We start from the raw sequence: 26110 nt of genomic DNA, 5'->3' as shown, positions 1-26110 counted from the left end.
GTGTTTTCAGGCGCCGATGGCTATGGCCGGCTCAAGCTTATGCAGCCTTCAGCCGCGCCAGGTCGAGGTCGAGCTCGCGCAGCGCCTGCATCACGACACCCTCGGTGAGCAGATCCATGGAGGATTCGACCACGTGGATGGTGGTGAGTGCCCTGAGCTCCGGAATCGTCTGCGATTCGAGCGCGGCCTCGAAGGAGGGGCGCAAGAGGTCGATGGCGCGGGTGCCGGGGCCGCAGATCACGATATGGTCCGGCTCCAGCGTCTGGATCAGGATGCCGACTGCATCCCCCAACACTTCACCGGCCTCGCGGAAGAGGTTTTGCAGCGCGGGATCGCCCGCGCGGGCCTGGGCGACGATGGAATCCATGGCGTCTTCACCCGGAATCAGCGCCGTCGGCGCGGGCCGGTGGTCGATGAGCTGGGCATCGCGGTGCAGGGCGTAATCGGCGAGAAACGCCTCGATGCAGCCGCGCCCGCCGCAGCGGCATTGCGGGCCGCCCCGGCGCAGCCGCACATGGCCGAACTCGCTGCCGCCGAACCGCGCACCGCGATAAAGCTCGCCATTGATGAGAAAGCCCATGCCGACGCCGTCTCCCACCATCAGGCAGGCGGTGCGGCCAGTCCGCAGAGCCGGGTCGCGCTGGGCAATGGCGAAGGCCATCGCGCTGGCATCGTTTTCGATCAGCACCGGCAGGCCCAGACGCTCACTCAAGCCTGAGGCGAGCGGCAGATCGCGCGCACCGAGCACCGGGCTCCAGGCCACGATGCCGTCCTTCGTGTCCACATAGCCCTGGCAGGCAAGGCCGACGGCCTTCACGTCCGGCGCGCCGGTTTCGCGGGCGAACGCGGTGATGCTTTGGGCCAGCACGTCCATCAGCTCTTCCGCGCCGAGGGTGCGCAGAGGCCGCTCGATATGTCGGCTCGCCCGGTTGCGCCCGGCGCTGTCCACGAGGCGCAATTCGATGCGGTTGAAGCCGGTCCAGACGCCGATCACGGAACCGAGCGTCTCGGCAAAGAACAGGCGCACCTTGGGCCGCCCGCGAATCAGACCGGGCGTCGCATCGCCCGCCTCTTCCGTCACCAGCACGCCGTCATCGAGCAGGCTCGCGGTGAGATCCGAGACGGTGGCCGGGCTCATGCCGAGCTGTTGACCGATCTCGACCCGGGCCATGGGTCCCTCCCAGCGCAGGACGTCCAGAAGACGCCGACGGGCGGTTTCGCGGGGAGTGAGGGGGGCGATCAACATGTCGCCATATTTATTCAGAGCTCGAATAAAACAAGACCCAAAACATCGAACATCCAACCAAATGATGAGAGCTTCGCCGCTTGAAGGGACAATATTTCAGGATAATTATTTCCGTGCTCGAAAATAACGTGGCAGTGTGAGCCAAGGTTTTGCCCCCGCCGGGGTCCGATTGCTGCCACTCACAAGGGCCGCCTTTCAAGCGCGCCGCCCGAGGAGGAAGACATGTTGTCCAAGAAGCACGCTGTTATCAGCTTTGCCGCCCTCGCCCTTTCAGCGACCGCCGCCTTCGCCCAGTCCAAGGGGCCGGTCGTCGGCGTCAGCTGGTCGAATTTCCAGGAAGAGCGCTGGAAGACCGACGAAGCCGCCATCAAGGCTGCCGTCGAGAAGGCCGGCGGCACCTATGTGTCGGCGGATGCGCAATCCTCGCCCGCCAAGCAGCTCACCGATATCGAAAGTCTGATCGCCCGCGGCGCGAAGGCGCTGATCGTTCTGGCACAGGACGCGGATGCGGTCCGTCCCGCCGTCGAGAAGGCGGTGGCGGAAGGCATCCCGGTCGTCGGCTATGACCGCCTCATCGAAATCCCGCAGGTCTTTTACCTGACCTTCGACAACGTCGAGGTCGGCCGTCAGCAGGCGCGTGAGGTGTTGAAGTTGAAGCCTGAGGGTAACTACGTCTTCATCAAGGGCTCCGGCTCCGACCCGAACGCCAACTTCCTCTTCTCGGGTGCGATGGAAGTGCTCAAACCCGCCATCGACGCGGGCAAAATTAAGAACGTCGGCGAGGCCTATACGGATGGCTGGCTCCCCGCCAATGCGCAGCGGAACATGGAGCAGTTCCTGACCAAGAACAACAACAAGGTCGATGCGGTCGTCGCCGCCAATGACGGCACGGCGGGCGGCTCCATCGCGGCACTCGCCGCACAGGGCCTTGCGGGCTCGGTGCCGGTATCCGGCCAGGATGCCGACAAGGCGGCGCTGAATCGCGTGGCGCTCGGCACGCAGAGCGTGACCGTGTTCAAGGACGCGCGCGAACTCGGCCGCAACGCGGCGGAAATCGCGGTCGCTCTCGCCGCCGGCAAGAAGCTTGCCGACATTCCCGGCTCGACTGCCTGGAACCAGGGCTCGAAGAAGCAGAACATGACGGCGAAGTTCCTCACCCCCGTCGCGATCACGAAGGACAACCTCAACGTGGTCATCGATGCGGGCTGGGTCTCGAAGGACGTGGTCTGCCAGGGCGTGAAGGCGGGCTCGGTCAAGGCCTGCAATTAAGCTCTCCCTGTCATTCCGGGGCGGCCCTTTGGGCCGAGCCCGGAACCCATAGCCGCATCGGGCGAAAGCTCGTCGGACCGCCGCCGGTATGACCTCCCGCCTGCGGCGGTTTTGGGTTCCGGGCTCCGCTTCGCGGCCCCGGAATGACGAACTTCTTTCCTGTAATTTTGACGCCATGAACGCACCCGTTGTCACGACTGCTTCGCCGCCGGGCGTCACGTCCGGCTCTCTTCTTTCGAAGCTGGAGATCGACGTCCGCATGATCGGCATGCTGGCGGCGCTCGCGGTGATCTGGATCGGATTCGACATTCTCTCCGGCGGATTCTTCCTCACCCCGCGCAATCTCTGGAACTTGTCGGTGCAAACCGCCTCCATCGCGGTGATGTCGACCGGCATGGTGCTGATCATCGTCACCCGCAACATCGACCTGTCGGTCGGCGCGATCCTCGGCGTCGTGGGCATGATCATCGGCGTGGCGCAGGTGCAATGGCTGCCATCCTTTCTCGGCCTCGAACATTGGGCCACCGCGCCGCTCGCGATGCTGCTGGCGCTCGTCGTCGGCGGGGCCATCGGTCTGTTTCAGGGCTGGCTCATTGCCTATCTCGCCATTCCTTCTTTCATCGTCACCCTCGGCGGCCTTCTGGTGTGGCGCGGCGCGGCTTGGTGGGTCACCGCCGGACAGACCGTCGCGCCCATGGACATGCGCTTCAAGGCGCTGGGCGGCGGCGTTGAAGGCGCGCTCGGCGCGGTCACGACCTGGGCGCTCGCCATGCTGGCCTGTGGCGTGATCATGGTGGGCCTTGGTCTCGCGCGTCGCCGCCGCATCCGTTTCGGCTTTCCCGTGCGCCCGGTCTGGGCCGACGGCGTGATCGGCGCGATTGCTTGCGTCGCAGTTCTTGTTGCCGCTTTCATCGCCAATTCCTATCCGCTGCCTGTCGGCAGCGCGCGTCGCTGGGCGGAAGCCAACGGCATCGCGTGGCCCGAGGGCGGGCTTTTCGTACCGCACGGCATCGCGCTTCCCGTCGTCATCGCGATTGCGGTCGGCATCGTCATGACCTTCATCGCGCGCCGCCGCCGCTTCGGACGCTATGTCTTCGCCATCGGCGGCAATCCGGAAGCGGCCGAACTATCGGGCATCAACACGCGCTGGGCGCTGATGAAGGTGTTTGGCCTCATGGGCGTTTTGTGCGGCATCTCGGCCTGCATCTCCACCGCGCGCCTCAACGCCGCCACCAACGCGGCGGGCACGCTCGACGAACTCTATGTTATCGCCTCCGCCGTCATCGGCGGCACGTCGCTCGCCGGCGGCGTCGGCACGATTGCGGGCGCGATGCTCGGCGCGCTCGTCATGCAATCGCTGCAATCGGGCATGGTGCTGCTCGGCGTCGATACGCCCTTGCAGAACATCGTCGTCGGCGCGGTTCTCGTGCTCGCGGTCTGGGTCGACGGTCTCTACCGCCGCCGCATCAAGTAACGGAGGCACTCATGCAGCATCAACGCACCACGCCTCTTGTGGAGATGCGCGACATCTCCATCGCTTTCGGCGGCATCAAGGCGGTCGATGACGTTTCCGTCGATCTGCGTCCCGGCGAAGTGGTCGGGCTTCTCGGCCATAACGGCGCGGGCAAATCGACCCTCATCAAGATCCTCTCCGGCGCATACCGGCCGGACGCGGGCGCGATCTACGTCAACGGCGAGAAAGCCGACATCGCCTCACCCCGCGATGCCAAGCGCTACGGCATCGAGACGATCTATCAGACGCTCGCGCTCGCCGATAACATCGACGCCGCCGGCAACATCTTCCTGGGTCGCGAGATGCTGACGTCCTACGGCACGCTCGACGACGCGGCGATGGAATCGGAAACGCGAAAAGTCATGGCGCGCCTCAACCCGCATTTCCGCCGCTTCAAGGAGCCGGTGAAGGCGCTCTCCGGCGGCCAGCGGCAATCCGTGGCGATTGCCCGCGCCATCTATTTCAACGCGCGCGTTCTCATCATGGATGAACCCACCGCCGCCCTCGGTCCGGCGGAGACGCAACAGGTGGCTGACCTCGTGTTGCAGTTGAAAAAGGAAGGCATCGGCATCTTCCTCATCAGCCACGACATCCACGATGTTTTCGGCCTTGCGGATCGCGTCAGCGTAATGAAAAACGGCAAGCTCGTCGGCACCGCCGACGTGAAGGACGTGACGCAGAACGAGGTGCTCGGCATGATCATTTTGGGCAAGTGCCCGCCCGGCGCCATTCCGGGACCGGGCGCGAGCTGATAGGTTCCTCCTTTCACGGACGCGCGCCCTCTCCCCCTCTGCGGGGAGAGGGTTCCTAGCGCTCAATCCCGAACGCTCAATTACTGTTACGAATGACGAAACGAGTCACAATGACCCAGACAATCTACGGCTCCCTAAAAAACAAAACTGTTCTCATCACCGGCGGCGCCAGCGGCATCGGCGAGAGCATCGCGGAGGCGTTTCATGCGCAAGGGAGCCGTGTCGCCGTGCTCGACTACAATGCCGAAGCCGGGCAGGCGCTGGCAAAGCGCCTCGGCGAGCGGGTCCATTTCGAGCACAACGACGTGCGCGACATTCCCGCCCTTCAGGCCGCAATCCGGCGCGCGAGCGAGGCGCTCGGCCCCATCACCATTCTCATCAACAACGCTGCGCGGGATGACCGTCACACCATCGATCAGGTGACGCCCGAATATTGGCGCGAGCGGTTCGCCACCAATCTCGACCACCAATTCTTCGCCACGCAGGCCGCGCTGCCGGACATGGAAAAGGCGGGCGGCGGCTCAGTGATCAACATGGGCTCCACAAGCTATCTGGCGAGCGACGATTCGTTTGCGGCCTACAAAACCGCGAAATCCGCCGCGGTCGGCCTCACCCGCGCGCTCGCCCGCGAGCTGGGCGCGAAAAACATCCGCGTCAATTCCATCATACCGGGCTGGATCATGACCCAGCGCCAGATCGATCTCTGGCTCACGCCGGAAGGCGAGGCGGAACTGATGAAGCGCCAATGCGTCAAGCGCAAGCTCGTGCCGCAGGACATCGCAAAGGTCGCGCTTTTCTTGTCGTCGGACGACGCGAGCGCGATCACGGCGCAGAGCTATCTGGTGGACGGCGGGTGGGTTTAAGCGGTCTGGCGAAGACGTTCAGAGGCCCAATGCGCTACGGATCATGGGATCCGCCTTCAATCGCCCAGCGAGCCTTGGACCGAATTCGGAGGCTCCGAATTTCTGTGCCTCGGCCGCCATCGACTCACCCTCCGTTTTCACCTTCCGTGCACGATCGGATCCAAGGGAAGTCGAGTGGCCGACGGGAGTACGATAAAGATCATAGAGAGTAGATATCTCGTCGGCTGTGAACCGAGACTTGATTAAGTTGATAAAAAATTCAAGAATTTGCGGCTTCATCGCTTCGACTTCCTCTTTAACGATGACGCCAACGCGATCCGCGACTTCAGTAGTGATCTTCGGAGAGATTGTCTTGAGTTGCTCGATCATGGTCGGCAGAACGGTTTCAAACGCGTGATCGACCTGTTTGTCAAAGTTCGCCAACTCGAAAATCGCCCGAACCTTGTCGTCGGTACTCTGCGCCTGCGCGGAGCCCAGAAAGGTCGCGTTCAGCAGGAAAAGAACCGCAATGGCCTTTAAGATGAAGCGCATCATCTACCCCAGGTCGGCTGGTTCTCTTCCTAACACGGCTGACTTGAGCGATATAGAGTTTCGCTGTCGGCTATAAGTTCAACGATGCTAGGCGCGAGAGTCCGTGGCGAGAGCCGGCGCGGGAGCGACCGCCGCCTGAACCTTTTCCAACTCGCCCACCATCGTATCCCGCCGGATTACGAGGCAGAGGATCAGGAGCGGGATACCGATAGCCGCGGTGCCGGTGAAGAGCAGCGGGTAGCTATAAGCATCGACGACAAACCCCGATGCGCCGCCGATTAGTTTGCCGGGCAGCGCATAGAGCGAACTCAGGAGCGCATATTGCGCGGCCGCGAACCCCGGCGCGGTGAGGCCCGACATGTAGGCGATGAGCGCCGAGCCGGCGAAGCCGGAAGCGAAATTGTCGATGCTGATCGTCAGCATGAGAAGGTCAAGCCTCGCGCCTTCGATGGCGAGCCAGGAGAACATCAGGTTCGACGCGGCGGCGATGAAGGCGCCGATGAAGAGCGTCCACCACAACCCAAGACGCGTCAGCGCGAGACCACCAGCAAAGGCTCCGGCAATGCCGATCCACACGCCATAGAGCTTCGACACATTGGCGATGTCCGCCTTGGAAAATCCGAGGTCTATATAGAGCGAGTTCGCCATGACCCCGGAGACGAAATCGGGCAGGCGGAAGCAGGCGATGAGAAGGAAGATTGGAATCAGCATCATGCCCTTGCGCTGAAACAGATCAGCCAAGGGCTCGACGATGGCGGCGGCAAGGGGCACATGCTTGCGGGCCGGTCCGCCGTCGAGACGCGGAGCGAGCAACGTGCCGATCAGCCCCCCCCCCATCAGCGCCGCCATGCTGAGATAGGCGCTGCGCCAATTGACGAACTGAGCGATGTAAAGTGCGCCCGCACCTGAGCAGAGGATCGCGAAGCGATAGCCGAGCTGCAGCGCCGCGGCCATCATGCCCTGCCGCTCGGTCGCCGCGGCATCGATGCGAAACCCGTCGATGACCACGTCCTGCGTGGCGGAGGCAAACGCCACCAGAGCCGCCGAGCCGATGGTGAAGAACAGAGTCACCTGCGGGCTCGACATTGCGATGCCGACAAGGCCCAGGGCGGTGACGAGCTGCGACAAAGCCATCCACCCGCGCCGCCGCCCGAGGAGGCGTGAAAGTACCGGCGCGTCATAGCGATCGACCAGGGGAGCCCAGAGGAATTTCAGCGAATAAGCCAATGCCACCCAGCTCAGCATGCCGATTTCGGCATGCGAAATGCCCACCTCACGCAGCCATGCCGAGAGAGTGCCGAAGACCAGGAGAAACGGCAGGCCGGAGGAAAAGCCCAACGGCAGCATGAGCGCGACGCGCCCGTCGGTCAGGACATCCTTGAAAGAAAGGCGGCGGGCTTCGGCCATGGGCACCTGTCAACGCGTTGTTGCGGCTCAGCTTCCACCGCGCAAAAGATGGTTGCGTGCATACCATGCAGCCGCGGGAGGGACCAGCAGGAGGCCCCGCCACCTGGGGCGTCATGATGACCTGCCGGCGAGAAGCCTGATTTTCCTAACTGCAGGAATGATCGAACGAGGCACGCAGCCGAAAACCCGGTATCAAGAGGAATCCAACCCGGCATCCGTCCAACGCGACGGTTCGCCCAGGATGGAAGATGGCGGAGGAAAAAGTGGGGACTTATCGGATCACGCACGTGACGCCGCTCTATCGGGGTTGGCGCAATCTTCTTCTCCTGACCATCCGCCTCCCCGATGGACGGGAGATGACGCGCGAGGTCTTTGAGAACACCGAGGCCGCCGCCGTCCTGCCCTACGATCCCGTCAGGCGCACCGCGATCCTCGTCCGGCAATTCCGTGCGCCGGTCGCGCACAAGGGTTTTGAGGCTACGGTGCTGGAAGCGGTGGCCGGATTGCTCGACGGCACCGACCCCGAAACTTGCGTGCGCCGCGAGGCGATGGAGGAGGCCGGGATTCGTTTAAGCGCGCTCGAACCGGTCGGCACGTCCTGGTCCTCGCCCGGCGCGACGACGGAGCGCCTGCATCTCTTCCTCGCGCCTTATGCGCTCGCCGACCGCGTGGCGGAAGGCGGCGGGCTCGCGGACGAGCATGAGGACATCGAGGTCGTGGAAATCGGCCTCGACGATCTCGCCGGCATGGTGCGCGACAACGCCATCGAAGACCTCAAGACGTTGAGTCTCGCTCAGGCCCTGCTCATCCGCCACCCGGCCCTGTTCGGGTCAGTCGGTGACCACACCTGACGCGGCCGCGTCGATTTGTGCGACGACGCGCGGATCGAGCCCAAGCGCGCCAGACAGATGCGCGAGAAAGACGCGCTCCTCCACGGTGTTGGGTGTAATGACGCGCCGCGCAGCGGTATAGACCTGCACCGCGGCTTCCGGCGTCTTCACCGCTGCCGCGAGGTCGGCGACACTCGCCGGGCGGGCGAGTTCCGCTTCGATGATGTGCACGCCCTCGCCGTCGATGCCCGCCTGTTTGAGCGTGCCGAGAATACGCGCGCGCTCACCATCGTCGATGCGCCCGTCGGCAGCGGCAGCCGCTATCATCGCGCGCACGATCAGAAGAGCGATATCGCCAGCCTCATCGCTCGTCACGACGGGCGGCGGCAACGCTGCTTGCGGCGCGCTGGCTTCGCCTTCGATCAACGGCGCGCCGGATGCGCCCTTGTTCACGAAGCGGTTGAAGAGCGCGGTGCCCTTCGCCTTCGCAGAGGCGGTGAGCTTTTTCCCTGTCTCGGAATTCGCGACCACCTTGGTCAGGCCGACCACGACCGCGCTGACGGCGGCATTGCCTTGCGGGGTTTTGAGATATTCCTGCGCCTTCCCGATCAGAAGATCCGTCAGATCCGCCGGCGGTGGCGCCTTGGGTTTGGCGGGCTGCTCGCCGTCGCTCGCTTCCGAACCTGCGGGCGGCGACGGGCGATTGGCAATGCCGATGAGGTCGCTCAAAAGCGTTCCCGCGCCGAGCGGGTTGGCGGCCTTCTTGCCCTCATCGGAGGACGCGGGAGCGGGGGCCGGCGCTGCCGCCGGCGTCGTGGCCTGTCCCGCCGTCCCGGTCGGCGTTCCCAGAGCATCGAGAAGTTTTTTGGCGTCGAACACGGTTTGCCCCCCGGCGCGGTCTCACGCGATACGTTGACAATAATGGATCGGCTCAATGATGCGGCAAGACGCGCCGCTTCCGCTGGTTAGAAAATCGTCGAGAACACCATGGTGAGCAAGCTCCAGATCATCATGCCGCCCATGGCGTAATAGACCCACTTGGGCATCCCTGCCGCCGCACCGCCGCGCGACTGTCCGTCGATGGCGTTGGCGAGTTCGGTCTGCACCTGCTGGCCTTTGAGCATCAGCAGGGTCAGGCCCTGGATGGCCTCGGCCTGCGCGTTCAGAAGCGCTGCCACATGGGGCGTCTGGACCTGCTTGTCGACGGGCGCCTGGTTCAGGTGCTCGAGGGATTCGCCGATCTTGCCGATGGCGGAGCGCATCGCATCAAAGTTCTGGCTTTGCTCGGCCAGCAGCATGCGCGCCTGGATCAGGGGGTTCGGAGCATGTCTCTCGGCAGCCTTCGAGAGATGCTCCATCAACCCGTCCTGGCCCTTGGCGATGGCCGCACGCACGGCCTGCCCCGCCTCGGAGGCGAGCGCCGTCTGGGTTAGACCGACGGCCTTGCTGACAAGCTTGCCGGCGTCGGGCGTAAGAAGAGGCTCGCGGGATTTGTCCATGGTCGATGCTCTGAATGCGGCGTTGCCGAAAGGATTCGGTTGGGGAAGCCCGCCTCATACCGCGTTTGCGGCTGAAGGGCTACGTTCTATCATTCCGCAAACATATATTCCTCTGCGTCATCGTCCAGACCGTGCGCCGCAACACTTTTCGCGAAGGCCAATTTTCGATGCCCCGCCCCCACGTGGCGGGGCTTCAATCCGCCCGCCTCAGGCCTTATGTGGGGATTGAACCAATAAGGGATCTTTTCGTGCCCAATCTTCGCGCCGCCATCATTCCTGTGACGCCCTTCCAGCAGAACTGCACGCTGCTGTGGAGCGAGGAGACGAAAAAAGGCGTCGTGATCGATCCGGGCGGCGATCTCGACCATATCCGCCAGGCCATCGCCCAGAACGGCGTCACCGTGGAGCGGATCCTTCTCACCCACGGCCATATCGACCACGCCGCCGGCGCCGCCGACCTGAAAGAAGAGCTGGGCGTGCCGGTCGAGGGGCCGCACGAGGCCGACCGCTTCCTGCTCGACCGGCTCCCCGAAACGGGCCTGATGTACGGCATCGAGGGCGCGCGCGCCGTCACGCCGGATCGGTGGCTCAACGAGGGCGATACGGTCCAGGTCGGCGAAGTCGCGCTTGAGGTGCTGCACTGCCCCGGCCACTCGCCGGGCAGCGTCGTTTTCGTCTCCCCGTCGCAGCGCTTCGCCATCGTGGGCGACGTACTCTTTCAGGGCTCGGTCGGCCGCGTCGATCTTCCTGGCGGCGACGGCAAGACGCTGATGCGCTCGATCAAGGACAAGCTCCTGCCGCTTGGCGACGACATCGCCTTCATCTGCGGCCACGGCCCCATGAGCATGCTTGGCGAGGAACGCCGCACCAACCCGTTCCTTGTGGGCGAGGCGTTTGTTTAAGCGTCTGGGGCGTCGCTCACGCCGCCGCTGCGGTCGCGCTCGCTGCAATCTCGACCCAGCGTCCTTCGTGCGCGCTGCGCGCCATGGCATCAACGGTGCGTTCGATGCGGATGCCGTCCTCGAAATCGATCAGCGTCGTCGCCTCGCCGTTGATGCGGCCGATGAGGGCGCGGCATTCGATGATCTTCAGTTCGTTGAATCCGAGGCCATGACCGGGGGCGGGGATAAACTTGTCGTATGGCGGATGCAGCGGCGATGTGAGGATCGTGCGAAACCCTTGCGTCTCTTTCGCAAGATCCGTCGTGTAAAGCTGCACCTCGTTCATGCGCTCCTGGTCGTAAACGATGCTGCCCTTCGCGCCGAAAAGCTGCATGGCGATGCGCCCCTTGCGGCCCCAGGCGGAGCGATTGAGCGCGATGATGCCGGATGCGCCGTTCTCCAGTTCGATCAGCGTCGTTGCGATATCATAGGTCTCGACCGCGCGGCGACCACCGCCTTGCAGCGGGCGATCCGCATAAGGTTTGGCCATGTGACCGCAGACGCGGCGCACGCCACCGAACAGAGTCCAGATGAGACTGAGTGCGTGCACGCCGAAATCGTCGAGCGCGCCGTGGCCAGAGGTCGCCTCGCTCTTCCAATAAAAAAGGTCCTCCGGATTCGCCATGAAGTCCTCGTCCATCTCGAAACGGACGTGGTTCACTTCGCCGATGGTATCGTCCTTCAGGAGACGACGGATCAGACCGATCACCGGATTTTGGATGTAGTTATAGCCAAGCGCCGCGACCTTGTCGGAAGCACGCGCCGCCGCAAGCATGCGCTCCGCATCGGCCGGCTTCGTCGCCATGGGCTTTTCACACCACACATGCTTGCCCGCTTCCAGCGCCGCAATCGCCATATCGGGATGAAACGCATTTGGCGTGGTGATCGACACGACGTCCACCGCCGGATCGGTCACGAGCGAACGCCAATCGCCCGTCGCGCGGCCAAATCCCAATTCGCGCGCCTTGCGCTCCGCCAACTCTTGGGACGCCTCCGCCAGCACCGCGAGGTGCGGGCGAGCCATGTCGCCGAAGACCAGCGCGACCGCGTTCCATGCCAGCGCATGGCACTTGCCCATATAGCCGGTGCCGATGAGGCCGATGCCGAGTCTGGTCATACCATTCCGCCGAGTTCGCTTGAGAGGGCCTGCAGCTCCTTGCCGCCGGCCATGAGATTTTGCAATTCATCGATCGCAATGTCCGACTTGGCGTATGTGCCCAATGTCTTGCCGCGATTGAGAACGGTGAAGCGGTCACCCACCGCATAGGCGTGACGCACATTGTGCGTGATGAAGATGACGCCGAGCCCTTTGCTTCGCACTTGGTGGATGTATTTCAGCACCATCGATGTCTGCGCCACGCCGAGCGCGGAGGTGGGCTCGTCGAGGATCAGCACCTTGGCGCCAAAATAGACCGCACGGGCAATCGCCACGCATTGCCGCTCGCCGCCGGAGAGTGTCCCTACCGCCTGATGCGGATCGCGCACGTCGATGCCGATCTTGAGCATCTCCTCGCGGGTGACGGCGTCGCAATGGTCGAAGTCCACGTTGCGGAAAGGCCAGATACCTTTCACCGGTTCGCGGCCCATGAAGAAATTACGCGTCACCGACATAAGCGGGATCATCGCCAGATCCTGATAGACGGTAGCGATGCCCGCATCGAGCGCATCCCGCGGGCTCGTGAAGGTCATATGATGCCCATCGACCAGGACCTCGCCCGAGGTCGGTCTGTGAACGCCGGAGAGCGTCTTGATGAGCGTCGACTTTCCCGCACCGTTGTCGCCGAGCAGGCACATCACCTCCCCGCGTTGGACGGACAGCGACACGCCGGAAAGAGCGATCACCGATCCGAAATGTTTCACGAGATCGCGGAACTCGATGAGCGGAACATTCTTGTCCATCAGCGCTCTCCCGTCACCTTGCGGCGAATGAAGTTGTTGAAGAGAACCGCAAGCAGCAGCATCGCGCCCAAGAAGACCTGGAACCAGTCGGAATCGAAGCGCGTATAGGTCAACCCAATCGAGACCATGCCAAAGATGATCGCACCGAAGAACGCGCCGATGGCGGAGCCATAGCCGCCGGTGAGTAGGCAGCCCCCGATGACAGCGGCAATGATCGCCTCGAATTCCTTCTGGAAGCCGCGCCGTGAATCCGTCGAACCCGCATCGAGTACGGTGAGGATCGCAACCAAAGCTGCCGCGCAGGCGGTGAGCATAAAGAGTCCGGTCTTTACCCGGTCGACTGGCACGCCGGAATTGCGCGCCGCATTGGCATCCCCGCCAGAAGCAAAGATCCAGTTGCCCGCACGGGTGCGCAGCAGCACCCAGGTCGCGGCGATGGCGAAAAGAATGAACCAGACGATGGAGACCGGAACGCCCGTCACGGTCGGTGTGCCGTTCGGAAACTTGGCGATAATGTTTTGCGCTGCAAGCCACGAGAACAGGGCTTCCAGCGCATTGCCGGAAAACATCTCCCGCACCCATCCCTCGCCCGCATTGTCGCCAATGCCGCGCATCTGCGTCGAGCCGCCGGTCGCCCATTTGAGGCCAACCAGCGAGAGGCCGCGCAGGATGAAGAGAAAGGCGAGCGTCACGATGAATGACGGAAGCTTGGTGCGAATGACGAGCTGACCGTTCAAGCCGCCGAGCAGCGCCGCGACCACCAATGTCGCGGCAATCGCTATAAGCAGCGGCCAGCCGGTGAGTATCAAGAACGAGCCGAAGATGAGACCGGCGAAGGCAACCATGGAGCCAATGGAGAGATCGAACTCGCCGCCGATCATGAGAAGCGCTGCGGCAATCGCCAGGATGCCGAGCTGGGCTGCGGGCGAGAGAATGTTCATCATGCCCGCGAGCGTGAACATCGAGGGGTCCGCGGTGGCGATGAAGAAGATCGTGACAAGGACGAGGCCCGCAAGCGCGCCAAGCTCAGGGCGCCGCATAATCTTGGTGATGAAGGAGACCTCCTTCAGCCGCTCATCCTGGATCTTTTTGATCTCTTCGGCGGGCGTATGGCCCGTGACATGGCTAATGTCCGTCATGGGCATCTCCTTCAGACGAGAAAATGCGCGAGCCCGCGAAAGGTGATCGCGGGCTCGCGGGTCGGAATTAGCGGATGCCCTTGGCGGAGAGATCGACCACCTGGGCCGCCTTGTCCTTGGTGATCAGGTTGGGGCCGGACGGAACGTTGCCACCCGGGATCAGACCGTATTTGGCATTGAGCGCCAGAAACGCGACCGGCAGGTAGCCCTGGAGATATTGCTGCTGATCGACCGCGAAGGTGGCTTCTCCTGCCGCGATGCTCTTGAGGAAGTTCGCGGAGAGGTCGAAGGAGGCGACCTTGACGGCCCGGCCCACATCCTTGACGGCGGCCGCGGACGGTTCACCGGCAAGCGAAGCGCCGAGCGCCATGACGGTGTCGATGGAGGCATCGGCGGAGAGCGCCGCCTTGACCTTCGCGCGCACATCGGCCGGATCGTTGGAGACCGGAAGCACGGTCACCTTGCCGCCGAACCCTTCCGCAAAGCCCTTGCAGCGGAGGTCGAGGGAGACGTTGCCGACCTCGTGGTTGACGCAAAGCCCGACCTTGCCGCCCATCTCTTTGAGTTTCGCACCCGCAGCGCGGCCGGCATCGGCCTCGTCCTGACCGACATGGAGCAGCGCGCCCAACCCCTTCGAGACATCCGAACCCGAATTCATCGAGATGACCGGAATGCCGGCGGCCACCGCCTTCTTGATCGACGGTCCGAGCGCGGAGGCATCCGGAATCGAGACGATGAGCCCGGCGGGCTTCTGGTTGATGGCCGCGTCGATCAGCTGGCCCATGGCGACCATGTCGAAGGTTTCGGGCGCACGGTAATCGACCTGGACATTCATGTCCTTGCCCGCCGCCGTGACACCGTTCTTGACGACGGACCAGAACGGATCGTTGGCCTGGCCATGGCTGACGACGATGATGCGAGCGTCTTGCGCCGAGGCCGGGACGGCGGCGGCGAGGGTCAAGGCTGCCGCGGCAGCGAGACCGGTGATGAAAGACTTCATCTGTTTCCTCCCAAACGCCCCCGTTTGAGAACCGCGCCGGTGTCCGGTCGCGGGCGAGGCAGAAGGAGAAACAGGCGATCCCGGCATGGGACCACGATCGTGCGGCGTTTCCTCTGCCAATCCAGCTCGCCCCAAATGGAACGGAAGGACCTTTTGTTTATATCTTTAGAATATTTGTTCCATTTTTGAACATTCGGTGTCAAGCTCTCGTTTCTCAGCCTAAGGTAGGGCGTCCGAGAACGAGGAAAACGATGGAGGCTCGCGCAGAGGCAATCATGGACGCCGTCCCCGGAGATTACGAGGGCCTGAGAGCGCTTTTGATGACGCGTCGCGAGACGATGCCGAAGCGCCTCAAGCAGATTGCCGCATTCGCGTTGGAGCATCCGGAGGAGATGGCCTTTCAGACCGTTGCCGGAATCGCAGACCATGCCGGCGTGCAGCCTTCGACGCTCGTCCGCTTTGCAAAAAGTCTGGGCTATGACGGCTTCTCGCATCTGCAGCAGATCTTTCGCGATCGCTTGCGCGAACGCTTTCCCGATTACCGCGAGCGCCTGCGCTCCTTGCGCGACATCGAAGGGCATCACGTCCACGCGAACTCACTTCTTGAAGGGTTTGCGGATGCAGCCGCTATCTCGCTCAACCGTATGCGCGAGTCCGTGCGGCCGGAGGAACTGTCCCGCGCCATCGAGACGCTGGCCAAGGCCAACACCATCTATCTTCTTGGCGCGCGGCGTGTCTTTCCCATCGCGGCCTATTGCGCTTACGCGTTCGGCAAGCTCGGTGTGCGGGCGATCCTGATCGACCACATCGCGCAGCTCGGCCCCGAGCAACTGGCGACCGCCACCGAACACGATGCGGTTCTCGCCATCAGCTTCACCCCTTACGCGCCTGTCACCGCCGACCTCGCGACGGCAGCCGCGCGGCGCAACATTCCTGTTGTGGCGATCACGGATTCCGCCTTCTCACCGCTCGTGCCGAGCGCCGATGTGTGGCTTGAAGTGGCCGAAGCCGATTTCGGCGCATTCCGTTCTCTGTCGGCGTCCTTTGCGCTCGCCATGGCATTGGCCGTCGGCACAGCGGAGAAGCGCGCAGAGGGATAAGCGGTCCGCAGCAAAGCATCGCCGTAAACAAAAATGGCCGGGACGAGCCCGGCCATCGAAAGCGATATTTGCGCTGATTAGACTTTCACCGGCTTACCCGTCTGCGCGGACTCGGTCGCCGCGTCGGCGAGGCGCTGGGCCTTCAGGCCGTCCTGGCCGGTCGGCTCGAACTTACCGGTCGTCTTGATGCCCTCAATGAACGCGTCGAACTCCGACTTGTAGGCGTCGGCATAGCGCTGAAGGAAGAAGTCCTGCACCGGATCGGCGGCGATGCCGGAGCCGTTCGCCACTTCGACCGTGGTGCGGTGGACGTTGCCGGCCCGGATCATGCCTTTCGAGCCATGCACCTCGATGCGCTGGTCGTAGCCGTAAGTGGCGCGGCGGGAATTGGAGATCTGCACGATGCGGCCCTTGGCGGTCTTCAAGAGGACCGCCGCCGTGTCGACGTCACCGGCCTGGCCGATGGCGGGATCTACGAGGGAGGAGCCGACCGCATGCACTTCCACCGGCTCGTCGCCCAGCAGCAGGAAGCGCGCCATGTCGAGATCATGGATCATCATGTCCCGGAAGAGGCCGCCCGAGGTCAGGACATAGCTGACCGGCGGGGGATTCGGGTCGCGCGAGAGGATGGTGACGAGTTCGACCTCGCCGACCTCGCCGTCAGCCAGGCGCTTGCGGAGCGACGCGAAGTTGGGGTCGAAGCGGCGGTTGAAGCCGATCATCAGCGGCGTGCGGGCCTTCTCGACTACGCTGAGGCAGCCCACAATGCGCTCGCTCGACAGGTCGACCGGCTTCTCACAGAACACCGCCTTGCCGGCGCGCGCGCCGCGCTCGATCAGGTCAGCGTGGGTCGTGGTCGGCGTGCAGATGAGAATGGCGTCGACGTCGGAGCGTTCGACGATGCTGTCGAGTGACGCGACCTCGGCACCGGTTGCCGCCGCCAGCTCCTGTGCGGAGGGGGAGTGCGGATCGGCCACCGCCACAACGCGGGCGTCCTTATGATTGGCGGCGTTGCGCCCGTGAATGCGGCCGATGCGGCCAGCGCCCAAAACGGCAATCCTGATCATGTTTCCCCCGAGGTTATTTTGCCGGCTCGGCAAAATTTTGGAATTGATGTTCCAGCCCAAGATGGTAATAGAATAAACGTTCTATAGCTGCAAGGGCCGTGATAAGGCTTGAGGCCGGCCTCGTGACGGCTTCGCAGGCAGGAGGAATAGCATGACGCCGACCCTGGATGTGATCACCATCGGCCGCGCCTCGGTCGATTTGTACGGCCAGCAGGTCGGCGGACGTCTGGAGGACATGGCCTCCTTCTCCAAGGCCGTGGGCGGCTGCCCGGCCAACATTGCCATCGGCACCGCCCGGCTCGGGCTGAAATCCGGCCTCATCACACGCGTGGGCGACGAGGCCATGGGCCGCTTCATCCGCGAGCAGATGGAGCGCGAGGGGGTGGCGACGCAGGGGATCGTCACCGACAGGCAGCGCCTGACCGCGCTCGTGATTCTCGGTGTGCGGGACGAGCACTCCTTCCCGCTGATCTTCTATCGCGACAACTGCGCTGACATGGCGCTGACGGAAGACGACATCGACGAGGGCTTCATCGCCTCGTCCTCGGCAATCGTCGTGACCGGCACCCACTTTTCCCGCGAAAATACCGCCGCCGCGCAGAAAAAGGCGATCCGCATCGCCAAGGCCCATGGCCGCAAGGTGATCTTCGACGTCGATTACCGCCCGAACCTTTGGGGCCTGCTGGGCCACGGCGCGGGCGAATCCCGCTATGTCCGCTCCGATTCGGTGACGGAACACCTCAAGCCCATTTTGAGCCAGTGCGATCTCATCGTCGGTACAGAGGAGGAGCTCCACATCGCCGGCGGGTCGGAGGACACGCTCACCGCGATCCGCAACATCCGCGCGCATTCAACTGCCACCATCGTCTGCAAGCGCGGACCGATGGGTTGTGTGGTGTTCCCGGCCGAGATCCCCGATTCCCTCGACAAGGGCGTGAAGGGGCCGGGCTTCCCGGTCGAGGTTTATAACGTGCTCGGCGCGGGCGATGCCTTCCTTTCCGGCTTCCTGCGCGGCTGGCTGAGGGCTGAGAAGCTCGAAACCTGCTGCGCCTATGCCAATGCCAGCGGCGCTTTCGCGGTGTCGCGCCTCCTCTGCTCGCCCGAAATTCCGACCTTCCCGGAATTGCAGCACTTCCTGAAAGCCGGCAGCCGCCACAAGGCGCTGCGGTTCGACCAGGACATCAATCATATCCACTGGGCCACAACCCGTCGTCCGAGCCCCAACACGCTCATGGCCTTCGCCATCGACCATCGCATGCAGATGGAAGCGATGGCGAAGGAGGTCGGCGCCTCCATCGACCGCATTCCCGCCTTCAAGGTGCTCGCCGTCAAAGCGGCCGCGAAGGTCGCCAATGGCCGCGAAGGTTTTGGCATGCTCCTCGACGGCACCTATGGCCGCGAAGCGCTTTTCCGTGCCGCCGATCACCCGTTCTGGATCGGCCGTCCGGTGGAGCTGCCCGGTTCGCGCCCGCTCGACTTCGAGGGCGGCGGCAGCTTGGCGGGTAAGCTTCTGGAATGGCCCGTCGGCCACACCATCAAGTGCCTATGCTTCTACCACCCCGACGATGCGCCCGAAATGAAGGCGCACCAGGAACGGGAGTTGCTGCGCCTCTATGACGCCGCGCAGCGGGTCGGCCGCGAATTGCTCGTCGAAATCATCGCGGGCAAGAACGGGCCTTTGAAGACCGACACCGTCGCAATCGTCATGCAGCGCCTCTACGATCTCGGCATCAAGCCCGATTGGTGGAAACTCGAGCCGCAGAAGGATGTCGCCGCTTGGCACGCGGTGGGCGATGTGATCTCGAAGAACGACCCCTATTGTCGGGGCATCGTGCTCTTGGGTCTCGAAGCGCCGGAAGACGAGCTGGAGGCGGCCTTCGCCGCCGCTGCCAGCGAGAAGCAGGTCAAGGGCTTTGCGGTCGGCCGCACGATCTTCAACGATGCCGCGCGCCGTTGGCTGAAGGGCGAGATTTCGGACGAGGCCGCCATCGCGGACATGGCAGGCCGCTTCCAACGCCTCGTCGATTCATGGCAACGTGTGGCGGGGCGGTCGAAGGCCGCATAACGGGGGAACGCCATGTCGTTCACGGAAAACGACGTCAGAGAAGCCGGACGCGCGGTGGCGCTGCGCGAGGAACAGCTTGAAGGGTTGCTCACCGTGTTGCGCGCGCGCCGTGGGACAGCGCAGGGCACAGGCATTGCGCCGGCACCTACTCAACCTGTCCGCTTCGATCTCGTTCACCTGCTCTGGTACGCCGGGGCGCTCATCGTCATGGGCGCCATGGGCCTGTTCTCGACGCTTGCCTTCGAGCAGATGGGTGGAAAGGCGCTGACCCTGACCGCGCTGATCTACGCGGTGCTCTTCGTGATCGCCGGTCATTATCTCTGGTATCGCCGCTCCCTCGAGACGCCCGGCGGATTGATGATCGCGGTCGCCGTCGCGATGATTCCTCTCGCCGTCTACGGCCTCCAGGAGGCCTATGGTCTTTGGGATGACGCGGGCGCGCCGGGCCGCTATCGCGATTTCTATGTCTGGGTGAAGAGCAGCTGGTTGCCGATGGAAATCGCAACCGTCTTTGCCGGCCTCATTGCCCTTCGCTTCTATCCCTTTCCCTTCATCGTCGCGGTGATCGCAGTCGCATTGTGGTTCATGTCGATGGACCTGACGCCTTGGATCCTTCAGGGGCATGACCTGGGCTGGGCGGGATCGTGGAAGGCGCGGCGCATCGTTTCCATGATCTTCGGCCTGATCGTTCTCTGCGCCGCATGGTTCGTTGACCTCAAGCGCGATCAGAAGCGCGATTTCGCGTTCTGGCTTTACCTGAGCGGTCTCCTCGCATTCTGGGGCGCGCTGACAGCCTCCGATAGTTCAAACGAAGTTGCGAAGGCCATCTATTGCCTCATCAACGTGGCGCTCATTTTCCTCTCCGTCTTCCTGATGCGGCGGGCTTACGCGGTGTTCGGAACCATCGGCGTTTCGATCTATCTCGGCCATCTGGCGGACAAGGTGTTCAAGGACTCGCTCCTGTTTCCCTTCGCCCTGTCGCTGATCGGCATCGCCATCATCGCCACCGGCCTCTTCCTCCATAAGCACCGCGCCGTCCTGTCGGCGTGGATGACGAACTTGCTTCCGGTATCCCTCAAGAAACTGCGTCCGCCACATGCGGATGCCGCGACCCGCATGGAGCACGCATGAGCACCATCCGCCTTACCATGGCCCAGGCCGTCGCCCGGTTCCTGGCCGCGCAGAAGACCGAGATCGACGGCGAGATCCTGCCGCTTTTCGCCGGTATGTGGGCCATTTTCGGCCACGGCAACGTGGCGGGAATAGGCGAGGCGCTGCACGGCGTGCGTGACAAGCTGCCGACCTATCGCGCGCACAACGAACAGGGCATGGCGCATGCGGCGATTGCCTTCGCCAAGGCCTCGCGGCGGCGGCGCATGATGGCTTGCACTACGTCCATCGGCCCCGGCGCGACGAACATGGTGACGGCGGCGGCCGTCGCGCATGTGAACCGCTTACCCGTCCTGCTTCTGCCCGGCGATGTTTTCGCCAACCGCAAGCCCGATCCGGTGTTGCAGCAGATCGAGAGTTTCGCGGACGGCACGGTGTCGGCCAACGACTGCTTCCGCCCCGTCTCGCGCTATTTCGACCGCATCGCGCGCCCCGAGCAGATCATCCCCGCGCTTCAGCGCGCCATGACCTTGCTCACCGATCCCGCCGAATGCGGCCCGGTGACGCTCGCGCTCTGTCAGGATGCGCAGGCCGAAGCCTACGATTATCCCGAAAGCTTCTTTGCGGAGAAAATCTGGAAGCCGCGCCGCATCCGCCCCGATGCCGATGAACTGGCAAAAGCAGTCGAACTGATCCGCAACGCGAAAAAGCCCTTCATCGTGGCGGGCGGCGGCGTGCTCTATTCCGGCGCGGAAAAGGTTCTCTCCGCCTTTGCCGCGAAGCACGGCCTTGCCGTGGGCGAGACGCAAGCCGGCAAGTCGAGCCTTGCTCATGACGATCCGGCCTGCCTCGGCTCTATCGGCGTCACCGGCACGGGCGCGGCGAACGCACTTGCCGAAGAGGCAGATGTGGTGATTGCCGTCGGCACGCGCTTGCAGGATTTCACCACCGGCTCGTGGGCGCTGTTCAAGAACCCCAGCCGCCGCATCGTCGGCCTCAATGTGCAGACCTTCGACGCGACGAAGCACAACGCGCTGCCGCTCGTCGCCGACGCCAAGGTTGGTCTTGAGGAATTGAGCGCGGCGCTCCAGGGCTGGAAAGCGCCCGAGGCCTGGACCACAAAGGCACGCGATGAGAAGGCCTGCTGGTTCGCGGCCTCCGCGCGCTATACCGACGCCACCAATGACAAGCTTCCCTCTGACGCGCAGGTGATCGGCGCGGTGCAGCGCACCTCAGCGCCGACCGATGTGGTGGTCTGCGCCGCCGGCGGCCTGCCGGGCGAGTTGCACAAGCATTGGCAGGCCAGAACGGCGCTCGGCTACCACATGGAATACGGCTATTCCTGCATGGGCTACGAGATCGCGGGCGGCCTTGGCGTGAAGATGGCCGATCCGTCGCGCGAAGTGATCGTGATGGTGGGCGATGGCTCGTATCTCATGATGAATTCCGAGCTTGCTACCTCCGTGATGCTCGGCCACAAGCTCACCGTGGTTCTGCTCGACAATCGGGGTTACGGCTGCATCAACCGCCTGCAACGGGCGACGGGCTCGGAGAGCTTCAACAACCTGTTGCAGCACACGAACCACGTCACCCTGCCGGATGTCGACTTCGCCGCGCATGCAGCCGCGCTCGGCGCGCAGGCGGTGAAGGTGAAGGGCATCGCGGAATTGGAAGACGCGTTGAAGAAGGCGCGCGAGGCCACGCGCAGCACGGTTATCGTGATCGACACCGATCCGTTGATTTCCACTGACGCCGGCGGCCATTGGTGGGACGTGGCGGTGCCGGAAGTTTCAGCCCGCGCGGAAGTCAACACCGCGCGCAAGAAGTATGAGAATGCGCTTACCGCGCAGCGCGTGGGCGACTGATCAGGAACGAAAGAAGAGAGAGAAAAAACATGACGATCCGCATCGGGGCGAATCCTATCGGCTGGTCCAACGACGACATGCTCGAACTCGGCGGCGAGACGCCGCTCGAGGTCTGCCTGGCGGAAGCCAAGGAAGCTGGCTTCGAGGGCATGGAACTCGGCAACAAGTTCCCGCGCGAGCCGGAGGCTCTGAAGAAGGCGCTCGCGCCCTTCGGGATGGCTTGCGTCTCCGGCTGGTACTCCGCCGAGCTGTTGAAGCGTGATGCCGACACCGAGATGAAGCACCTGCGCGCGCATCTCGACCTGTTGAAGGCGATGGGCTCGAACGTGCTCGTGTTCGCGGAAACGTCGAACGCCATTCACGGCGACCGCTCGAAGCCACTGTCGCAGCGCCCGGTGATGAAGGCAGGCGACTGGGCCGAATACGGCCGCCGCGTCACGCAGGTGGCGGAAGCGACCCTGAAGGAGGGCGTGCGCCTCGTCTATCACCACCACATGGGCACCATCGTGGAATCGGAAGCCGACATCGATGCCTTCATGGCCTCGACCGGTGAAGCCGCGCATCTGCTGCTCGACACGGGCCACGCCACCTGGGGCGGCGCGAACCCGGCGGCGCTGGCGCGTCGCTACAAGAGCCGCATCAGCCACGTGCACACCAAGGACGTACGCAAGAGCGTGATGGAAAAGTCGAAGGCGGGCAACTGGAGCTTCCTCGATTCCGTCCTCGAGGGTGTCTACACGGTGCCGGGCGACGGCATGGTGGATTTCGTCTCGGTGTTCAAGGAACTGCCGGGCTATAGCGGCTGGGTCGTCATCGAGGCCGAGCAGGACCCCAAAAAGGCGCATCCACTCACCTATGCCAAGATGGGCTATGCCAACCTCACCCGCTTCCTGAAGGAAGCCGGCCTCCGCTAAGGGACAAAACGGTGATGTCGAACCTCCTGGTCAAACCCTCGAAGCCGGATGCGAATGGGCGCATCCATGCCGTCACGCCGGCCTCGGCCGAGTGGACTTATGTCGGCTTCGAGGTCTACCGGCTGAAAAGCGGGCAAAGCCTGAAACAGCAGACGGGCGACCGGGAGGCCTGCATCGTCATGCTCGCCGGCAAGGCGCATGTGGCGGCGGGGGGCAAAGATTTCGGCATCATCGGCGGCCGCGCCTCGCCGTTCGAGCCCGATCCGTGGTCGCTCTATGCGCCCGCCCGCTCCGAATGGGCGCTGAAGGCCGAGACCGATTGCGAGATCGGCGTCTGCACCGCGCCGGGCGAGGGCAAGCTGCCCGCACGCGTCATCCGCCCGGATCAGGTCGGCCAGGAAACCCGCGGCAAGGGCACCAATACCCGTCACGTCCGCAACATCCTGCCCGAGACGGAACCGGCAGAGAGCCTTCTGGTGGTCGAGGTCATCACGCCCCCGGGCCATTGGTCGAGCTATCCGCCCCACAAGCACGACCGCGACGCGCTGCCTAACGAGTCCCTACTCGAAGAAACCTACTACCACCGGCTCAACCCGCCTTCCGGCTACGCGCTGCAGCGGGTCTATACCGACGACCGCTCGCTCGACGAGACGCTCGCCGCCAGCGACGGCGACGTAGTGCTGGTGCCCAAGGGCTACCACCCCGTCGGCGCGCCGCACGGCTACGAACTTTACTATCTCAACGTCATGGCTGGCCCGAAGCGGATCTGGAAGTTCCACAACGATCCGGCGCATGAGTGGATGCTGAAATAAGCGACATCAATGACCGAACGGACGGGTTTTCCATCGCCCGTCCGACTGATAGACCACGGTCATGACATACAAAGTCGCCGCTCTCTATCAATTCGCATCATTGCCGGACTTCCGCGACCTGCAGGGGCCGCTGCGCGAGATCTGCTCGGCCCTGAGGATCAAGGGCACGCTTCTGCTTGCCGAAGAAGGCATCAACGGTACCGTCGCCGGAACAGGCGACGCCATCGATGCGCTGGTAGAGGAACTGCGTCATGGCAGCCTATTCGGAGGCCGTCTCGATAATCTCGAGCTTAAGTTCTCGACCGCCGTCGAGATGCCGTTTCAGCGCCTCAAGATCCGCCTGAAAAAAGAGATCGTCACCCTCGGCGACCCGCAGACCGATCCCACCAAAACGGTCGGCACTTATGTCGATGCGGCGGATTGGAACAAGCTGATCGAGGCGCCCAATCTGGTGCTGATTGACACGCGCAACGCCTTCGAGGTCGAGATGGGCACCTTCGTTGGCGCTATCGACCCCAAAACAACGCGCTTCAGCGAGTTCAAGGATTTCGTACGCCAGAAGCTCAACCCCCAAAAGCACAAGAAGGTCGCCATGTTCTGCACCGGCGGCATCCGTTGCGAGAAGGCGAGTTCCTACATGCTCTCGCAAGGTTTTGAGGAGGTTTTTCACCTTAAAGGCGGCATTCTGAAGTATCTGGAAGAGGTTCCGGAGACCGAGAGCCGCTGGCGCGGTGAGTGCTTCGTCTTCGATGAGCGGACGTCACTGAGCCACGGGCTCGTGGAGCGCGCCAATCTCTCAAGTCCGGGGGAGACCCGTTCCGATGACTGATACCGAAGCTCTCAGTGACCGCATTGACCAGCTGGAAATGCGTCTCACCCATCAGGAAGCAACCATCGACGATCTGAACAAGACCGTCACCGCCCAGTGGAAGCAGATCGACGCCCTGACCCGTCACTTGGCCATTCTTCGCGACCGCGTGAAAGAGGCCGAGGAGAACGCGGGCCTTCTTCCACACAAGGAGCCCCCGCCGCCGCATTACTAACCCAGGAGCGCTCGGTGGCGCGGCTTAAGGTTTAAGGCCATACCCCTTCCGATGATGGTATGATCGCCCGATCCCGCCGGGGCCTCCCGGCGCGTGGCTCGCATGGGATCGCAGCGATGAGGACGGAAGGCCTGTTTCCGGCGCCTTTGGACCCGATGCACAGCAAGCCGCCACCACGGCGAAGCATTTTGGCCGTGGTCTTCACCGTCATGGCCGTGGGGCTGAGCCTCGCGCTGATCTGGATGAACGCGGGGAGCGTGCTTCTGATCTTTGCCGGCGTGCTTGTCGCGTCCTTCCTCGATGCCTGCGCGCACGGGCTTGGCCTCATCCTCCGCGTGCGGCGTGTCTGGCGTCTGACCGCTGTCGGCCTGATCCTGGCAGTCGTGCTTGGCTTCGCTATCAGCCGCGGCATCGGTCAGATCCCGCAACAGGCGCGCTTCCTGATCACTGTCATGGATGCGCAGCTCGATGTGCTGCAGCACCGCCTCACCGCGTTCGGCATCGATCTGCTGGGCCCTGAAGGCGGGCGCGACTTCTCCCGCCTGCTGCCCGATCCGACTCAACTTTTCGGGCATGTGCAACTGGCGCTCGGCACGGCCTCGGGGCTTCTGGTCAACACCGTGGTGATCCTGTGCCTCGGCCTCTTCTTCGCGGCCGATCCGGCGGCTTATCGCGAAGGCATCATCCGCCTGGTCCCGCTCCCCGCGCGGGGGCGCGTGCGGCAGGTGATGAACGAGATGGGGCTCGTGCTACGCGGGTGGCTGCTCGGCCAGCTCGTGCGCGTGACGCTGGTGGTGCTTACCATGTGGCTTGCGCTCTATTGGGTGGGCCTCCCCGGCGCCTTCCTGCTCGCGCTTCAGGCCGGGCTGTCGAACTTCGTGCCCTATATCGGGCCGATCGTCGCCGGTATCCCTGTCGCGCTCGTGGCGATGCCGCTTGGCACATCGGTGCTCGTGTGGGCGATGGTGGTTTATTTCCTGATCCAGAACCTCGACGGCTACGTCATCGGCCCCCTCGTCCACCGCGAGGCGCTGCAACTGGCCCCAGCCTGGACTCTCGTCGCCATCATGATCTTCGGATCCCTCTTCGGCGTCATCGGTATGGCGCTGGCCACCCCGCTCGTCGCCATCGGACGGGTCGCGGTGCTGCGCTTCTATGTCGAGGATCGGTTGGGGGATTTTGGGAAAGAATGAAGAGGCGAAAACCAGCTTCTCCGCCGTGCAGGTGACGCTGAAGACTACGTGC

25 protein-coding genes are annotated in these 26110 nt (G+C 63.6%); 15 read left to right on the top strand and 10 right to left on the bottom strand.

Going from position 1 to position 26110, the window contains the following annotated elements; translation table 11 throughout:
• Nucleotides 1-37 precede the first annotated feature (37 nt).
• On the bottom strand, nucleotides 38-1246 hold the full coding sequence (locus HB375_RS04030) for an ROK family transcriptional regulator (RefSeq protein ID WP_167671635.1): 1209 nt from the start codon (nucleotides 1244-1246) through the stop codon (nucleotides 38-40).
• 222 nt (nucleotides 1247-1468) lie between these two features.
• Between HB375_RS04030 and xylF the strand changes: the two genes are divergently transcribed.
• The 4 genes from xylF (at nucleotide 1469) to HB375_RS04010 (ending at nucleotide 5643) form a co-directional block, all read left to right on the top strand.
• Nucleotides 1469-2515 (top strand): D-xylose ABC transporter substrate-binding protein, encoded by a 1047-nt coding sequence (xylF, locus tag HB375_RS04025; protein WP_167671634.1) that lies wholly within the window; start codon nucleotides 1469-1471, stop codon nucleotides 2513-2515.
• 175 nt (nucleotides 2516-2690) lie between these two features.
• Complete coding sequence (locus tag HB375_RS04020; RefSeq protein WP_167671633.1) at nucleotides 2691-3989, top strand: sugar ABC transporter permease; 1299 nt, start codon at nucleotides 2691-2693, stop codon at nucleotides 3987-3989.
• Nucleotides 3990-4000: 11 nt separating this feature from the next.
• Nucleotides 4001-4780, top strand: a complete 780-nt coding sequence (locus tag HB375_RS04015) for an ATP-binding cassette domain-containing protein (protein ID WP_167671632.1) — start codon at nucleotides 4001-4003, stop codon at nucleotides 4778-4780.
• A gap of 110 nt (nucleotides 4781-4890) precedes the next feature.
• Nucleotides 4891-5643 carry an SDR family NAD(P)-dependent oxidoreductase gene (locus tag HB375_RS04010; RefSeq protein ID WP_167671631.1) on the top strand — a complete coding sequence of 251 codons (753 nt, stop codon included), beginning with the start codon at nucleotides 4891-4893 and terminating at the stop codon, nucleotides 5641-5643.
• Nucleotides 5644-5661: 18 nt separating this feature from the next.
• Here HB375_RS04010 and HB375_RS04005 read toward each other — a convergent pair whose 3' ends face one another.
• Together HB375_RS04005 and HB375_RS04000 are read right to left on the bottom strand one after the other, a co-directional pair.
• On the bottom strand, nucleotides 5662-6177 hold the full coding sequence (locus HB375_RS04005; protein ID WP_167671630.1) for a DUF2059 domain-containing protein: 516 nt from the start codon (nucleotides 6175-6177) through the stop codon (nucleotides 5662-5664).
• An 84-nt stretch (nucleotides 6178-6261) separates the two neighbouring features.
• On the bottom strand, nucleotides 6262-7581 hold the full coding sequence (locus tag HB375_RS04000) for an AmpG family muropeptide MFS transporter (protein WP_246728309.1): 1320 nt from the start codon (nucleotides 7579-7581) through the stop codon (nucleotides 6262-6264).
• Between the two features lie 248 nt (nucleotides 7582-7829).
• Here HB375_RS04000 and HB375_RS03995 point away from each other — a divergent pair, with 248 nt between their 5' ends.
• Nucleotides 7830-8432, top strand: a complete 603-nt coding sequence (locus HB375_RS03995; protein ID WP_167671629.1) for an NUDIX domain-containing protein — start codon at nucleotides 7830-7832, stop codon at nucleotides 8430-8432.
• Here the strand turns inward: HB375_RS03995 and HB375_RS03990 are convergent.
• Entirely contained in the window at nucleotides 8412-9290 is an 879-nt protein-coding gene (locus HB375_RS03990) for a DUF533 domain-containing protein (RefSeq protein WP_167671628.1), read from the bottom strand. The genes HB375_RS03995 and HB375_RS03990 overlap by 21 nt on opposite strands.
• A gap of 86 nt (nucleotides 9291-9376) precedes the next feature.
• Nucleotides 9377-9910, bottom strand: coding sequence for a hypothetical protein (locus HB375_RS03985; protein WP_167671627.1), 534 nt, complete (start codon nucleotides 9908-9910; stop codon nucleotides 9377-9379).
• A 248-nt stretch (nucleotides 9911-10158) separates the two neighbouring features.
• On the opposite strand from HB375_RS03985, the gene HB375_RS03980 reads away from it, so the two are divergent.
• Entirely contained in the window at nucleotides 10159-10812 is a 654-nt protein-coding gene (locus tag HB375_RS03980; RefSeq protein WP_343232341.1) for an MBL fold metallo-hydrolase, read from the top strand.
• 16 nt (nucleotides 10813-10828) lie between these two features.
• Here HB375_RS03980 and HB375_RS03975 read toward each other — a convergent pair whose 3' ends face one another.
• From HB375_RS03975 to HB375_RS03960, 4 genes are all read right to left on the bottom strand, one after another.
• Nucleotides 10829-11968, bottom strand: a complete 1140-nt coding sequence (locus tag HB375_RS03975; RefSeq protein ID WP_167671625.1) for a Gfo/Idh/MocA family protein — start codon at nucleotides 11966-11968, stop codon at nucleotides 10829-10831.
• The gene (locus HB375_RS03970) at nucleotides 11965-12750 is read right to left on the bottom strand and encodes an ATP-binding cassette domain-containing protein (protein WP_167671624.1); all 786 of its coding nucleotides are present in this window, start codon (nucleotides 12748-12750) and stop codon (nucleotides 11965-11967) included. Before HB375_RS03970 ends, HB375_RS03975 begins: the two co-directional genes overlap by 4 nt.
• Complete coding sequence (locus HB375_RS03965) at nucleotides 12750-13889, bottom strand: ABC transporter permease (protein ID WP_167671623.1); 1140 nt, start codon at nucleotides 13887-13889, stop codon at nucleotides 12750-12752. The genes HB375_RS03970 and HB375_RS03965 overlap by 1 nt, the downstream gene beginning before the upstream one ends.
• Before the next feature lie 67 nt (nucleotides 13890-13956).
• Complete coding sequence (locus tag HB375_RS03960; protein ID WP_167671622.1) at nucleotides 13957-14889, bottom strand: sugar ABC transporter substrate-binding protein; 933 nt, start codon at nucleotides 14887-14889, stop codon at nucleotides 13957-13959.
• A 275-nt stretch (nucleotides 14890-15164) separates the two neighbouring features.
• On the opposite strand from HB375_RS03960, the gene HB375_RS03955 reads away from it, so the two are divergent.
• On the top strand, nucleotides 15165-15989 hold the full coding sequence (locus HB375_RS03955; protein WP_246728308.1) for a MurR/RpiR family transcriptional regulator: 825 nt from the start codon (nucleotides 15165-15167) through the stop codon (nucleotides 15987-15989).
• A gap of 77 nt (nucleotides 15990-16066) precedes the next feature.
• Here HB375_RS03955 and iolG read toward each other — a convergent pair whose 3' ends face one another.
• Nucleotides 16067-17056: an inositol 2-dehydrogenase gene (gene iolG, locus HB375_RS03950; protein ID WP_167671621.1), complete on the bottom strand. Its 990-nt coding sequence runs from the start codon at nucleotides 17054-17056 to the stop codon at nucleotides 16067-16069.
• Nucleotides 17057-17207: 151 nt separating this feature from the next.
• Between iolG and HB375_RS03945 the strand changes: the two genes are divergently transcribed.
• From HB375_RS03945 to HB375_RS03910, 8 genes are all read left to right on the top strand, one after another.
• Nucleotides 17208-19121: a bifunctional 5-dehydro-2-deoxygluconokinase/5-dehydro-2-deoxyphosphogluconate aldolase gene (locus HB375_RS03945; protein ID WP_167671620.1), complete on the top strand. Its 1914-nt coding sequence runs from the start codon at nucleotides 17208-17210 to the stop codon at nucleotides 19119-19121.
• Between the two features lie 12 nt (nucleotides 19122-19133).
• The gene (locus HB375_RS03940; protein WP_167671619.1) at nucleotides 19134-20252 is read left to right on the top strand and encodes a hypothetical protein; all 1119 of its coding nucleotides are present in this window, start codon (nucleotides 19134-19136) and stop codon (nucleotides 20250-20252) included.
• Nucleotides 20249-22096, top strand: coding sequence for a 3D-(3,5/4)-trihydroxycyclohexane-1,2-dione acylhydrolase (decyclizing) (iolD, locus tag HB375_RS03935; RefSeq protein ID WP_167671618.1), 1848 nt, complete (start codon nucleotides 20249-20251; stop codon nucleotides 22094-22096). The genes HB375_RS03940 and iolD overlap by 4 nt, the downstream gene beginning before the upstream one ends.
• A 29-nt stretch (nucleotides 22097-22125) precedes the next feature.
• Nucleotides 22126-23010 (top strand): myo-inosose-2 dehydratase, encoded by an 885-nt coding sequence (gene iolE, locus HB375_RS03930; RefSeq protein ID WP_167671617.1) that lies wholly within the window; start codon nucleotides 22126-22128, stop codon nucleotides 23008-23010.
• 14 nt (nucleotides 23011-23024) lie between these two features.
• Nucleotides 23025-23822 carry a 5-deoxy-glucuronate isomerase gene (gene iolB / locus HB375_RS03925; protein ID WP_167671755.1) on the top strand — a complete coding sequence of 266 codons (798 nt, stop codon included), beginning with the start codon at nucleotides 23025-23027 and terminating at the stop codon, nucleotides 23820-23822.
• A 61-nt stretch (nucleotides 23823-23883) separates the two neighbouring features.
• Entirely contained in the window at nucleotides 23884-24651 is a 768-nt protein-coding gene (trhO, locus tag HB375_RS03920; RefSeq protein ID WP_167671616.1) for an oxygen-dependent tRNA uridine(34) hydroxylase TrhO, read from the top strand.
• Nucleotides 24644-24865 carry a SlyX family protein gene (locus HB375_RS03915; RefSeq protein ID WP_167671615.1) on the top strand — a complete coding sequence of 74 codons (222 nt, stop codon included), beginning with the start codon at nucleotides 24644-24646 and terminating at the stop codon, nucleotides 24863-24865. The genes trhO and HB375_RS03915 overlap by 8 nt, the downstream gene beginning before the upstream one ends.
• Before the next feature lie 116 nt (nucleotides 24866-24981).
• Complete coding sequence (locus HB375_RS03910; RefSeq protein ID WP_246728307.1) at nucleotides 24982-26058, top strand: AI-2E family transporter; 1077 nt, start codon at nucleotides 24982-24984, stop codon at nucleotides 26056-26058.
• The last annotated feature ends 52 nt before the right edge of the window (nucleotides 26059-26110 follow it).

It is taken from the genome of Microvirga terricola, assembly GCF_011777495.1.
Classification (GTDB): Bacteria; Pseudomonadota; Alphaproteobacteria; order Rhizobiales; family Beijerinckiaceae; genus Microvirga; species Microvirga terricola.
The sequence above is the reverse complement of the archived record's forward strand: the minus strand, read 5'-3'. Positions and strand labels throughout refer to the sequence as shown.